Origin of the sequence: Paraburkholderia fungorum (assembly GCF_046026025.1) — a bacterium.
Lineage (GTDB): Bacteria > Pseudomonadota > Gammaproteobacteria > Burkholderiales > Burkholderiaceae > Paraburkholderia > Paraburkholderia fungorum_E.
Genome location: NZ_JAQQFL010000004.1, coordinates 303,392 through 316,084 on the forward strand (window position 1 = coordinate 303,392; position 12,693 = coordinate 316,084).

Here is a 12,693-nt window from a genome sequence, read left to right on the forward strand (position 1 = left end):
CGTTTTCATTTGCCCGTACCCTGCGGCTCGATCAACGATGCGTGCACACGTCATGCAACGCATTCAGACGGCGCACCGGATCGGCGACATAGGGATTCGATTCATCCCACGCGTAACCCGCCAGCACCGCGCTGATCATGCGCCGGATCGACGGCGTCTGGTCCGGATAAAAAATGATGTCCTGCAGTTCGCCCGTGTACCAGCGTTCGACGAACGCGCGGAACGTATCGATCCCCTTGCGCAACGGCACGTCGTAAGCGGCAGACCAGTCGATCTGCTCGCCATCCAGTTGCCGGTTCAAGGTCTGCACCGCGAGATGCGCGGAACGCAGCGCGATCGTCACACCGGACGAAAATACCGGATCGAGAAACTCGCCCGCATTGCCGAGCAACGCATAGCCCGGCCCATGCAAACGTTCGACATTCGCCGCGTAGCCGCCGATATGGCGCACCGGCATCAGGAACGGCGCGTTGCCGATCAGCGGTCCGAGTGTCGGCTCCTGCTGGATCAGCGTGCGCAGTTTCGCGTCGCGCTCCGCTTCCGGCACGCCGAGGAAACTGGCCTCTGCAACGCAACCTACCGATGAGCGACCACCCGCCAACGGAATCATCCAGAACCACACGTCGCGGCGCTCGGGGTGTGTCGCCACGCAGATCTTGTTGCGGTCGGTCGCGCCGGCCGGAATACCGTCCAGCACATGCGAGAAGATCGCGGCACGGGTCGGCATGCCCGTCGGGGCTTCCAGGTTCAGCAAACGCGGCAGCACGCGACCGAAACCGCTCGCGTCGAACACGAATCGCGCCTCCACTTCATAGGCGTTATCCGCTTCGTCGATCACGTCGAGCACCGGCTTGTTGCCGCCCTCGCCCTCCGTGCCCGGATGCATCGCCCGGACCGTGTGACCGAAGCGCACGTCGGCGCCCTGCTCTGCCGCACAGCGAATCAGAATATCGTCGAACACCGCGCGCTCGACCTGGTACGTGGTGCCCCAACCCGTCGAGTGTTTATCGCGGAAGTCGAATGCCGACGACTGGCCGCGGTGAATGAAATGCGCGCCGTTCTTGTACTGGAACCCGGCTTCGACCACCGCCTGCAGCATGCCCGCCTCTTCGAGGTAGGCCATGCTTTGCGGCAGCAGACTTTCACCGATCGAGAAACGCGGGAAATGCTGGCGCTCCAGCACCAGCACCGAGCGGCCCGCCCGGCGCAAGAGCGCCGCTGCGACTGCACCTGCCGGACCTGCGCCGATGACAGCGACATCGACGGTTATGCGCGTTGACGAATGTGTACTCAAAGTTGCCTCAATCGTTTGCTTGCTCTGGGCAGCGTTACGCTGCATCCTTACTTCTCGTTACAATTACGCATCACGGCAAGAACACTAATTTCGTCGGGGAGCCCAGCGTGTCGCCATCCGAAACATCCAGCGTGCCTTTCGTGCCGGAAACGGCCTTCGGGATCTGGTTCCTGCGTACCTATACGTGGGAACATCATGTGCTGCGGGTCGCGATCAACGACCTCAAACGCCTGATCGACACGCCCTTGCCTGCCGCGCCGGTAATCGTCGACGTCGGCTGCGGGCAAGGCATTTCGTTCCACCTGCTCGCCGACGCGTTCAAGCCGCGCCGCATTGTCGGTATCGATTTTCACGAACCGTCGCTAACGCTGGCCGCTGATGCGGCCCGAGCTTGCCGCGACACACTCGCCGATATCGACGTGCTGCACGGCGACTGCGCGCATTTGCCGTTGCCCGATGCCAGCGCCGATATCGTGTTCTGCCATCAAACCTTCCACCATCTCGTCGAACAGGACCGCGCGCTCGCCGAATTCCGCCGTGTGCTCAAACCTGGCGGCATCCTGCTGTTCGCCGAATCCACCGACGCGTACATCAAATCGTGGGTGATCCGGCTGCTGTTCCGTCATCCCATGCACGTGCAGAAAAGCGCCGACGGGTACCTCGACATGATCCGCCACGGCGGCTTTCGCTTCGAGCAGCGCAACGTCTCGCTGCCGTATCTCTGGTGGAGCCGCGCGAAAGACTTCGGCCTGCTCGAACGCCTCGGCCTGACCCATCCGCAACCTGGCAAGCGTCGTGAAACGCTGGTCAATGTCGCGGCGGTGAAGGCGGATTGAACCTTGCCTGTCAGAGCGGTGGCGATCCCATCGCCCTGACCGGCATCACGCATGCTTACTTGCCGCGCAGCGTCACCACATCACCGGTCAGCGCCACGCCGGCGATCACCGCGCCCGCACCGCACGTGAACTCCGTCGCGCTCTCACGCACTTCGTTCTTGTAGTTGCTCTTGATGTTGATCACCGCGTTGCCGCCTTCCTTGCGCGCGCGATCCTGCAACTCGATCACCGCCGAAAGGAACACGTGCTGGCACGCTGCCAGATCGCTCTTGCCGAATGCATTGGTCTTCTTGTTGGTCGCGAATTCGCCTATCTTTTTCAGCACGGCCGGATGCGGCTGGCCCGCAAAATACAGGGCGATGTCGTCACTGACCTTGCCCGGTTCGCTTTGCAGCGCCGGCGCAACCGCATAGTTGTCAACCGTGTCGCGAGCAAAAGCCTGAGTCGCGCTCAACGTGACCAGCGAAGCGAACAGCGTGGCAAACAGTACATTGCGTTTCATTGAGACTCCTTGGTGGTTGTTATTGCTTTGGTGAGTTCCAGATTCGATTTGACCTAGTTCGCTTCCAGCACGACGAGTTGGCCGCTCACCGCGACCGCAGCCGCGCTGGGGCTCACGCCACAGGTGAAATCGGTCGATGAATCGGTCGTCGTGCTATGAAAACGCGTCGACACATCGATCACGGCATTCGCGTTGCGCTCGTGAGCCGCCGCGCGCAGCTTCTGTACGGCTTCGGCAAGCGCTTCATGGCATGCGTCGTCAGGGCTCGACACCTTGCGCGCGATCCGCGCCGAATAGGACACGTCGCCCAATCTGGCCGTTACAGCCGGATGGCTTTGCTGGCCGAAATAGACCTGCACGCCGCCACGCGACTGGCCGCCGGCCGCCGCGAGCGGCACCGATTTCACGTCGGTCGCGCAGCCTGCCTGCGTCAGCACGACCACCGCCAGTGCACCCAGTACAAAACGCTTTTTCATTTTTATTGCCCTCGTTCTTTAGATAACAGCCGTTTTAACCGCCCTGCCACGCTTCAAAGATCAGGCTTGCGCAACTGCCGCCGAACCCGAATGAAATCGACATCGCCGTATCAATGCGCGCGTCACGCGTCGCGCGCACGAGCGGCATACCGTCGACGGCGGGCTCCGGCGTCTCGATGCCCGCCGTCCCCGCGATGAAACCGTCGCGCATCATCAGCAACGTGTAGATCGCCTCGTGTGCGCCGCATGCGCCGAGCGGATGTCCGGTCATGCCTTTAGTCGACGAGAACGCGGGTACGTCGCCGCCGAATACGTCGCTCAATGCGCGCAATTCCTCGACATCGCCAAGCGGCGTCGACGGCGCGTGCGTGTTGATGTAGTCGGGACGCTTGCCTGCCACACCCGTTGCGCCCAGCGCGCCGCGCATCGCCCGTGCGATGCCGGCCGCATGCGGTGTCACCATGCCGGCGGCGTCCGTGCAGTCGCCGAAACCGGTCAGCTCGGCGTAAATACGGGCCCCGCGCGCCAACGCGTGATCGAGTGCTTCGAGCACCAGCACACCGCCCCCCGACGCGATCACGAAACCGTCGCGCGCCGTATCGTAGGGACGCGATGCGCGCTGCGGCGTGTCGTTGAAACCGCGCGACAACGCGCCCATCGAGTCGAACATCAGCGTCATGTTGTCGTGCAGCGACTCGCTGCCGCCGGCCAGCACGATCTGCTGGCGGCCGGTCTGGATCAGTTGCATCGCCTGGCCGATGGCGAGCGCCGAGGTCGTGCACGCCGACGACGGCGAATAGCTCACGCCCTCGAGTCCGAACACCTGCGCGACATTGGCCGACGCGGTGCTGCTCATCGCGTGCGGGACCGTATACGGCGGCACTTTGTCGACACCGCGTGCATTCGCGATCGACATCGCCACGTCGTAACTCGACATCGTGCCGACGCCCGAGCCGATCACCGTGCCGGCCTGTGGCGAACGCAACGCGCCGGGCGCGAGACCCGCATCGTCGATCGCCTGCTTCGCGGCATGACACGCAAAGCGTGCGGTATCGCCCATGAAGCGTTCGAGCTTGCGATCGAACGGCGGCTCCTGCGCGACCGACGCGACGGCCGCCACCTGCGAACCGAAACCGCGCTCACGCCACGCGTCGATCCGTTCGATACGCGAGCGGCCCGCGCGCAACGCGGCCGACACGCCGTCGAGCGTATTGCCGAGACACGACACGATCCCCATGCCGGTGACGACCACGCGTTGCAGCACGATGCTCATCGAACGCGCCTGAAAATCAGCGACGTGTTGATGCCGCCGAATGCGAAGTTATTGCTCATCACATGTTCGGCGTCGATCTCGCGGCCGGAGCCGACGATGTAGTCGAGTGGTGCGCAAGCCGGATCGACGTTCTGCAGGTTCAAGGTCGGCGCATACCAGTTGCGCTTCATCATCTCGATGGTCCACCACGCCTCCAGCGCACCGCACGCGCCGAGCGTATGGCCGACATAGCTCTTGAGCGAACTGATCGGCATGCGTGCGCCGAAGGTCTGCGCGGTCGCATGACTTTCGGCGATGTCGCCACGGTCCGTCGAGGTGCCGTGTGCGTTCACATAGGCGATCGCTTCCGGCGGCAGTTGCGCATCCTTGAGAGCGAGCTGCATGGCAATCGCCATGGTCTCGGCGGTCGGCTGGGTCATGTGCGCGCCGTCCGAATTGCAGCCGAAGCCGACAATCTCCGCATGAATCCTCGCGCCGCGCGCCACCGCGTGTTCATATTCTTCGAGCACCAGCGTGGCCGCGCCTTCGCCGACCACGAGGCCGTCGCGCGCGGCATCGAACGGCCGCGGCGTGAGATGCGGCTCGTCGTTGCGCGTGCTGGTCGCGTACAAGGTATCGAACACGGCCACCGCCGGGCCCGAGAGTTCTTCCGCGCCGCCCGCCAGCATCAGGGTCTGCTTGCCGGTCTGGATGGCTTCATACGCGTAGCCGATCGCCTGACTGCCCGACGCGCACGCGCACGAGGTCGGAATGATCCGGCCTTTCAGATCCCAGAAGAGGCTGACGTTGACCGCCGTGGTGTGCGGCATCATCTGCACGTAGCTGTTCGACGTGACGTCACTCATCTTGCCGGTTTCGAGCATCGTGCCGAAGGCGCGAATCGGCTGCACCGAGCCCGACGACGAGCCGTAGGCGACGCCCATGCGGCCGTCCTTGATACTGGTGTCGTCGGCGAGTCCCGCGTCGGCGAGCGCCAGTTCGCTTGCGCGCACCGAGTACATCGATACCGGCCCCATCGAGCGGGTTTTCTTGCGCGGGTAATGGGCCGGCGCCGTGAAGCCCGGCAATGGACACGCGAGCCGCGTATGCAGCGACTCGAAGTAATCCCACTCGGTTATCCGGCGCACCGCGTTCACGCCGCCCTTCAGACGCGCTTCGATTGCGTCCCAGTCGTCACCGAACGCCGTGACGCCCCCCATGCCGGTAATGACGACGCGTTTCATCACACCATCCCACCATTGACGCCGATCACCTGACGCGTGACGTACGAGGCCGCATCCGACATCAGGAAGCTGACCACGGAGGCCACTTCGGCAGGCTGGCCGACGCGGTTCATCGGCACCGTCTTCAAGGCGTGTTCGAGCGGCATCTCGTCGAGCATGCCGGTTTCGATCAGGCCCGGCGCCACGCAATTGACGGTGATATTGCGCGTCGCCAGTTCGACGGCGAGCGCCTTGGACGCGCCGATCAGACCGGCCTTCGCCGCGCTGTAGTTGACCTGGCCGCGATTGCCCATCACCCCGGAGACCGACGCGATCGTGACAATGCGGCCGCCCTTCTTCGCCCGCACCATCGGCATGGTCAACGGGTGGACCACGTTGTAGAACGAGTCGAGACCGGTTTCGATCACGATGTCCCAGTCTTCCTCGGTAAGCGCGGGGAACGCGGCGTCGCGGGTCACACCCGCGCTGCACACGATGCCGTAGTACGCGCCATGTGCGGCGACATCCGCTTCGAGCACGTCGCGGCACACCGCGCGCTCCCGCACGTCGAATTGCAGCACACGTGCCGTGCCGCCTTGCGCGGCGATGCCCGTTGCGACTGCTTCAGCCTCGGTGCGGCCCGTGCGGCAATGCACGGACACCGCGAAGCCGTCGGCGGCCAACTGATACGCAATCGCACGGCCAATGCCGCGGCTTGCGCCGGTAACGAGAACACGCCGGCTCATGAACTGAAACTCCCTTCGATGAATGACTGGAAATCGCGCGGCTGAAAGACCTTGATGACCGCTTCGGCGCAACACACCTCGCCGTGGTGGATCGTGCATTCGTAGGCGCCGTGGCCTTCTTCGCTGCGTAGTAATTCGGTTGCGTGGATCAGCAACTGCGCGCCGCCCGCGAACGACGCTTGCAAGGCCCGGTAGCTGCGCGAGCCGAGCAGCACGCCGGGACGCGCCCTGCCGCCGCCGCGCATGGCCAGCAGCGCAACGTGCGCCGCAATCGTCTGCGCCATCAACTCGATGCCGATCCATGCGGGCATCGCGCCGTCGGCGGTGGCATACCAGGCGTCGGCGTGGACGCTTGCTCGCGCGCTCAATGCCTCTTCGCTGAACGTGTTGATCCCATCGATGAGCAGCATCGTGCCGCGATGCGGGATGATCGCTTCGATTGGTTGCTGGATGAGATCCTGGGTGGAGAGCGTCTGGGTCATCGCGCCGGTCACCGTCCGAGGATCAGGCTGACATTGCTGCCGCCAAACGCAAACGAATTGCTCATCACGTACTGCGACCCCGCGCCCTCCGGCAGAAAGCGTTCGGTTTCGACCAGATCCAGCGCCGGCATAGTGGGATCGGCCTCGCCGTCCCACAGGTGACGCGGCAGCGGCACGGGCCGCGACCCGTTCGCGCGCGCCAGCGTCAGCCACGCGAAGGCGAGTTCGGTGGCGCCCGCCGCGCCGAGTTGATGCCCCGTCAGCGGCTTGGTGCCGCTCATCGCCGCGCCCTCGGGAAAAACACGCGCCATCAGTTTCGCTTCCATGTCGTCGTTCTTGCGCGTGGCGGTGGCATGCAGATTCACATAGCCGATCGCCGACGCTGCGACGCCCGCGTCGGCCAGCGCCGCCTGCAATGCGATTTCGCCGCCCACACCCAGCGGGTCGGGTGAGGAAATGTGATGCGCGTCGCTCGATTCGCCGATGCCCGCGAGCCGGATTTCCGCTTCGTCACGGCTCATCAGGAACACAGCGGCGCCTTCGCCGACGTTGATCCCGCAACGATTGCGGCTCATCGGATTGGCGCGTACGCCGCTGGTCGATTCGAGCGAGGCGAAACCCTGCACCGTCAACTCGCACAACGAATCGACACCGCCCACCACCACCGCATCGCAGAGCCGCAATTGCAGCAACCGGCGCGCCGACGCAAAAGCCTTCGCACTCGATGTACACGCGGTCGAAATCGTGAACGCCGGGCCCTGCACGCCGAGCACGGCGGCGGCAAACGGCGCGGCGGTGCCGATTTCCATCTGCCGGTAGTTGAAGTTGGGAGGCAAATTGCCTGCTTGCGCCTGATAGACGAACGCGGCTTCGGCCGCTTCGATGCCTGACGTGCTGGTGCCGAGCACCACGCCGATCCGATGCGCGCCGTAACGCTCGCGCGCCGCAACGACGGCCGGTGCGATCTGCGTCAGCGCGGCCAGCAACAGGCGGTTGTTGCGGCAGTCGTAACGCGCGAGCGCGGCCGGTGGCGCCAGATCGAGCGGCGCGAGCACGCTGCCGACAAACGCTTCGCCAATGCCCGTATGCGCGTTTGCCATACCAGGGGCGTGAGCGGCGGCAAGCGCCGGGACGATTGCGTCGAGGCCGTCGCCAAGCGCGTTGATCATGCCAGGCGCATGCAAATAAACTGTTGGCGCTTTCATGCGGCCCTCCTTGATTCCGATGGCATGCCGATCGGCGCGAGCAGCACCGACACCGCGATGCCGAGCGCGAGAGTGGCGCCGAAACTTTTCAGCGCAGGCATCGCACTCATGCCGAGCATGCCGAACGACAACAGCGTGGTGGCCGCCGAAAGCAGCACGCCCGTCCACACCGCGCCGAGATCGGCGTCCGCGCGCAAGCAGCCTTCGCGCAGAAATACTGCATAGTTTGCGCCTACGCCGAGCACCAGCATCAGCGCGAGCCAATTGAAGAGATTGAGCGGCACCCGAACATAACCGAACACGGCGAGCGTCACGCCCACCGCGAGCAGCACGGGCAGCGTCACGGCGATGCCGCCACGCAAGCGTTCCGCCAGGGAGACGTCCTTCGGGGCGTCCCCCAAGGGGACTTCCTTCGGGGCGTAGCGCAGGATCAACAAAACGAGCACGAGCGCCAGCGCGCCGCCGAGCCACCAGCCACTATCCACGCGATACGCGCCGAACAGTTTCGACACGCTCGCCGCCTTGTCGACGAATACCACGCCCGGCACCGAGTGCGCGGTGGCGATCAGCGCGGGCTCGTTCCGCGGCGTCACGCCTTGTGGAATCACAACGGCGGCAACCGCTTTGGTGGCCGAATCCACGACGCCCAGCCACAGATGTTGGTACGGCCGCGACCACGGGGCGGCAAGCCACGTGTCGAGCGTGAGCAGCGGCTGCGGTTTCGCCTGCGCGGCCAGCCAGGCGTCGGCAACCTCGTCTTTGAAGCCCGCCTGCAGCAGTGTGGCGCGCAACGCCGCGGGATCGTTGAAGACGTGCTGCGCGAGCAAGGCACGGTCTGCGTTTTGCTGTTTCGCGGACGGCACGAATTGCACCACCGACTGATAGCTGCCGACCTTGTTCGCCGTGCCGTTCAAGCCGTCGAGCTTCGCGCCCAGCGCTTCGGCGCGTTGCAGCACGATCTCGGGTGTCTCTCCGCGCACCACAAAAAACTGTGCGCTGTTATCGACACCAACCGCCGCGCGTACCTTGTCTTCCTGCGCGACCAGCGAAGGATCACGCTGGATCAGCAAGTGGATATCGTCGTCACTCGTCAGACGCAGCCAGCCGGGAATCGCCACGATCAGCAACAGCGCCGCGACGAACCATGCGCGCCGGCCGCCGATCGTGCGATGCCAAACCGTCAGCAAGCGCGCCGCGCCGGCGAACAGGCGCTGCGGGCTGCGCTTCGGCGGGCGCGTGAGCAGCGCGGGCAATAAGCACAGCACGGACGCAAACGCTGTCGTAATCCCCACCATCGCGAAGCAGGCAATCTGCTTGAGCGCGGGGAACGGGACCCACATGAGAATCGCGTAGCCGAGCAGGCTGGTGGCAAGTGCAACGGTCAACGCCGGACGCACCGCGCGCGCGCCGCGGCGCGAATCCCAATCACGGCCCGCACCGAGATAGACCACGAAATACTGGATCGAATAGTCGACCGCCTCGCCGATCAGGCTCGCGCCGAACACCAGCGTCAACAGATGCAATTGGCCGAACACCAGCATCGTCGCCGCGAGCGCGCAGACAATGCCGAGCGCCGTCGACACGAAACCGATCAGCAATAGCCGCGGCGAGCGGAACACCCACATCATCAGCAGCGCAATCCCGCACAGCGACGCGACGCCGATCAGGTGCACCTCGCGTTCCGACGCGCTGCGTGCCGATTCCGCGTAAAACACCGCGCCGGTTCTCGCCACCGATACGTCGGGGAAGGCCTGCTTCAAGGCGCTTTCGCCTTGCGCGAGCGCGGCGAGCACCGCACGCTGAGTCTTCGATTCGTAGGCCGAGCCGGGCAGCGTGGCGACGATCAGCACGCTCGTCGCGGCGCCGCGATGCGACACCAGCATGTTGTCTTCGAGTTCGAGATTCGACGTGGCGAGCGGCAAGCCGCCGAGCCAGTGTTCGAGCCAGCCGAACGGATCGTCGGCGAGCGACGTGGTCAGGCCGCCGCGCAATGGGCTGTAGATACGCTGCGCAAGCGCGTCATGCAGGGCCACGCTCGAAGCATTACCCTGCGCGAGCGTCGTGCGCTCGGCAGGTGTCAGCAGGCCAAAGCGATAAGGCATGTACAGCGTAGCGATCTGCGACAGATCGAACGGCGGCAATTCCGCCGTTACCGAGCCGAACGCGCCACTCTTTTGCAATGACGCGCCGAGTTGCTTCGCCGCTGCTTTCGCGTGCGCATCGTTGTTGCTGGTGACGAGAAAAACCGTGCGGTCGCCGAGCGCGGACGCCAGCGTATCGACCGCCTTTTCGGCGACCGGATCGGCCTCGGTGGCGGGCAGCAAGGCCAATAGATTGGTCTGCAACGGCGAAGGTCCCGCGAAGCGCCAGCCGCAATACAGCGCCGCGGCGAGCGCGAGCAGCAGCCACGCGGCGCGTATGCCCCACGCCTGTTTTGCGGACCGCTGTTGCAGCACCTGCATTACGGCGCTCCAAGCAAGCCGCGCTCTGCCGGCGTCGGTTCGGTCACCGCCGCGCTTTTCGCAAAGTCGAGCTTTGTGATGTCGCCGTTCGCGAGCGTGATGCGCAGGCTTTGCAGATACTCGCCGCCATTCATCTGCAAGCTTTTGATCGACTGCGCGATCTGCGGCTGATTCGGCGTGAGTCGCATGCGCCACTGCGCGGCGCTGCCTTCGGCCTGTACGTCGAATTGCGAGTACAGCGCAGACAGATCGCCGCCGAGCATCGCACGCATCATCTTCGAGACCTGCACGACGCCGCGCGTGCCCTGGGCGCTCCGTGCCGTTACGCGCTGGCCGTTTGCGTCGACTTCGGCAACACCGGCATCGGTGATGACGTAGGTGGCCTTATACGGCGTATCGATCTGCCAGATCACGCCACGATCGCGGAAGAACAGCAGCGAACCCGTACTGACGAGCGGCTGCTTCATCGCGGCGAGCGTCTGCGTCTGCGTGAACTGCGCGCGAACGCCCCTGGCTTGCGCGAGATGTGAGGTAATTTGCGAGACCAGGGCCAGGTTGCCGGCGGCTTGTGCTTGTGTTTGCGCTTCTGCTGCAGCAAACGCCACCGTCGGCCATGCGGCCAGACTCGATACGCCTGATACGGTCAACGCGACTAGCGCGAACCATGCGTCCGCTGCCCTGCCGCGCAAGCTCATCGTGCCCATACGTGCTCCAGCTTTTCGAACACGACCGGCGGCGAGACGAACTGCAATTCCTGTGTCGCGGCGTCGACCGCGACCTGGATCGTGTACCCCTTCGTGAGCCGCGTACCCGACGCGCAATCGACTATTTCATAGCCTATTTTCAGGCGGTTTTCGTGTTCGAGGAGTTGTGCGCGCACTTCGAGCAACTGCCCGTAGATGGCCGGGCGCACGTACTTCAGATGCGCCTCGACGATCGGCCACAGATAACCCGAGGCCTGCATCTCACGGTAGTCGTAGTCGAAGGTGCGTAACAGCGCTGCGCGGCCGATCTCGAAGTACTTCAGATAGTGGCCATGCCAGCACACGTTCATCGCGTCGACGTCGTGAAACGGCACTTCGACTGTCGCGCTGGCTGTCAGCGCTTTAGGGGAGACGGTCATGCGTTCGAGCCTCCGCGATAGTCGTTCAGCAAATCGCAGGCGGCGATGCGCGCGGTCAGTGCGCGCAGGTCGCTTTCCAGCGCGCGGTCTTCGTCGACGAACGGCGAGTGCGCCGTCACGCTGTCGATAAAGGCTTGCAGCGGCGCGGGAACCGGCGTGTTGCTGTCGATCTTCAACCGCAGACGCGCGGCCTGCACCGTCGCGAGCGTATGCGCGGCGGCGACCTGCTCGGTCAACTCCAGCACGCGCAAACAGTCGCGCGCGGCGATCGTGCCCATGCTGACCTTGTCCTGATTGTGCGCCTCGGTCGACCGCGAGAAGACACTGGCGGGCATCGTGTTCTTCAATGCTTCGGCCGTCCATGCGGACGACGAAATCTGCACGGCCTTGAAACCATGATTGATCGCGGCGCGCGCGGGCGCCGCACCCGACAGATTGCGCGGCAAGCCGTTATTGAAATTCACGTCGACCAGCAGTGCTAGCTGCCGGTCCATCAGGTCGGCGAGATTGGCGACCGCGACCTTCAGCGAGTCCATGGCGAACGCAATATGGCCGCCGTAGAAGTTGCCGCCGTGCAGCACGCGCTCGTTGTCGGGATCGATCAAGGGGTTGTCGTTCGCGCTGTTCAGTTCATTCTCGACATCGCGACGCACCCACGACAAGGCATCGCGCGCGACGCCGATCACGTGCGGCGCGCAGCGAATCGAATAGCGGTCCTGCAGACGATGCCCCGGTGTATCGTCACGCCCGCTCAGGTCGTCGCGAATCCATGCCGCAGCCTCGGCCTGCCCTACGTGCGGCTTCACTTCGAACAGGGTGGCGTCGAAATGCGCGGCGCGTCCGTCGAGCGCGACGGTAGAGAGCGCCGTGAGACGCGCGGTGAGGCGCGTCAGATGATCGGCACGCGCGAACGCGAGACAGGCGAGACCCGTCATCACCGCGGTGCCATTCATCAGCGCAAGGCCTTCTTTCGGTGCGAGCGTCAGGGGCAGGTGACCGAGCTCGGTCCATACCTCGCTCACATGGCGCAGCGAGCCTTCGAACATCACGTCGCGCGGGGCGGCGCGGGCGGCGGGGCCCTACTACAGCCGT

General features: G+C 64.7%; 12 protein-coding genes and 1 pseudogene. 1 reads left to right on the plus strand and 12 read right to left on the minus strand.

Annotated elements, in window-relative coordinates; translation table 11 throughout:
* Nucleotides 1-31: 31 nt before the first annotated feature.
* Nucleotides 32-1,294 carry an NAD(P)/FAD-dependent oxidoreductase gene (locus tag PQR67_RS07555; RefSeq protein WP_408456500.1) on the minus strand — a complete coding sequence of 421 codons (1,263 nt, stop codon included), beginning with the start codon at nt 1,292-1,294 and terminating at the stop codon, nt 32-34.
* Nucleotides 1,295-1,401: 107 nt separating this feature from the next.
* On the opposite strand from PQR67_RS07555, the gene PQR67_RS07560 reads away from it, so the two are divergent.
* On the plus strand, nt 1,402-2,130 hold the full coding sequence (locus PQR67_RS07560) for a class I SAM-dependent methyltransferase (RefSeq protein WP_408456503.1): 729 nt from the start codon (nt 1,402-1,404) through the stop codon (nt 2,128-2,130).
* Nucleotides 2,131-2,185: 55 nt separating this feature from the next.
* Here PQR67_RS07560 and PQR67_RS07565 read toward each other — a convergent pair whose 3' ends face one another.
* From PQR67_RS07565 to PQR67_RS07615, 11 genes and pseudogenes are all read right to left on the minus strand, one after another.
* Entirely contained in the window at nt 2,186-2,632 is a 447-nt protein-coding gene (locus PQR67_RS07565; RefSeq protein WP_408456505.1) for an excinuclease ABC subunit A, read from the minus strand.
* A gap of 53 nt (nt 2,633-2,685) precedes the next feature.
* Complete coding sequence (locus PQR67_RS07570; RefSeq protein ID WP_408456508.1) at nt 2,686-3,108, minus strand: signal peptidase; 423 nt, start codon at nt 3,106-3,108, stop codon at nt 2,686-2,688.
* Nucleotides 3,109-3,142: 34 nt separating this feature from the next.
* A complete protein-coding gene (locus tag PQR67_RS07575) occupies nt 3,143-4,381 on the minus strand; it encodes a beta-ketoacyl-[acyl-carrier-protein] synthase family protein (protein ID WP_408456511.1) in 1,239 nt (412 codons plus the stop codon).
* Complete coding sequence (locus PQR67_RS07580; protein ID WP_408456514.1) at nt 4,378-5,604, minus strand: beta-ketoacyl-ACP synthase; 1,227 nt, start codon at nt 5,602-5,604, stop codon at nt 4,378-4,380. Before PQR67_RS07580 ends, PQR67_RS07575 begins: the two co-directional genes overlap by 4 nt.
* On the minus strand, nt 5,604-6,329 hold the full coding sequence (locus tag PQR67_RS07585) for a 3-ketoacyl-ACP reductase FabG2 (RefSeq protein WP_408456516.1): 726 nt from the start codon (nt 6,327-6,329) through the stop codon (nt 5,604-5,606). Before PQR67_RS07585 ends, PQR67_RS07580 begins: the two co-directional genes overlap by 1 nt.
* Nucleotides 6,326-6,811 carry a hotdog family protein gene (locus tag PQR67_RS07590; protein WP_408456518.1) on the minus strand — a complete coding sequence of 162 codons (486 nt, stop codon included), beginning with the start codon at nt 6,809-6,811 and terminating at the stop codon, nt 6,326-6,328. Before PQR67_RS07590 ends, PQR67_RS07585 begins: the two co-directional genes overlap by 4 nt.
* A gap of 8 nt (nt 6,812-6,819) precedes the next feature.
* Entirely contained in the window at nt 6,820-8,016 is a 1,197-nt protein-coding gene (locus tag PQR67_RS07595; protein WP_408456521.1) for a beta-ketoacyl-[acyl-carrier-protein] synthase family protein, read from the minus strand.
* Nucleotides 8,013-10,478 carry an MMPL family transporter gene (locus PQR67_RS07600; protein WP_408456524.1) on the minus strand — a complete coding sequence of 822 codons (2,466 nt, stop codon included), beginning with the start codon at nt 10,476-10,478 and terminating at the stop codon, nt 8,013-8,015. The genes PQR67_RS07595 and PQR67_RS07600 overlap by 4 nt, the downstream gene beginning before the upstream one ends.
* A complete protein-coding gene (locus PQR67_RS07605; protein ID WP_408456526.1) occupies nt 10,478-11,182 on the minus strand; it encodes an outer membrane lipoprotein carrier protein LolA in 705 nt (234 codons plus the stop codon). The genes PQR67_RS07600 and PQR67_RS07605 overlap by 1 nt, the downstream gene beginning before the upstream one ends.
* Nucleotides 11,170-11,601 carry an acyl-CoA thioesterase gene (locus PQR67_RS07610; RefSeq protein ID WP_408456528.1) on the minus strand — a complete coding sequence of 144 codons (432 nt, stop codon included), beginning with the start codon at nt 11,599-11,601 and terminating at the stop codon, nt 11,170-11,172. Before PQR67_RS07610 ends, PQR67_RS07605 begins: the two co-directional genes overlap by 13 nt.
* Nucleotides 11,598-12,674 (minus strand): annotated as a pseudogene (locus tag PQR67_RS07615) (HAL/PAL/TAL family ammonia-lyase); the annotation flags it as partial. The pseudogene PQR67_RS07615 and the gene PQR67_RS07610, both read right to left, overlap by 4 nt.
* Nucleotides 12,675-12,693 lie beyond the last annotated feature (19 nt).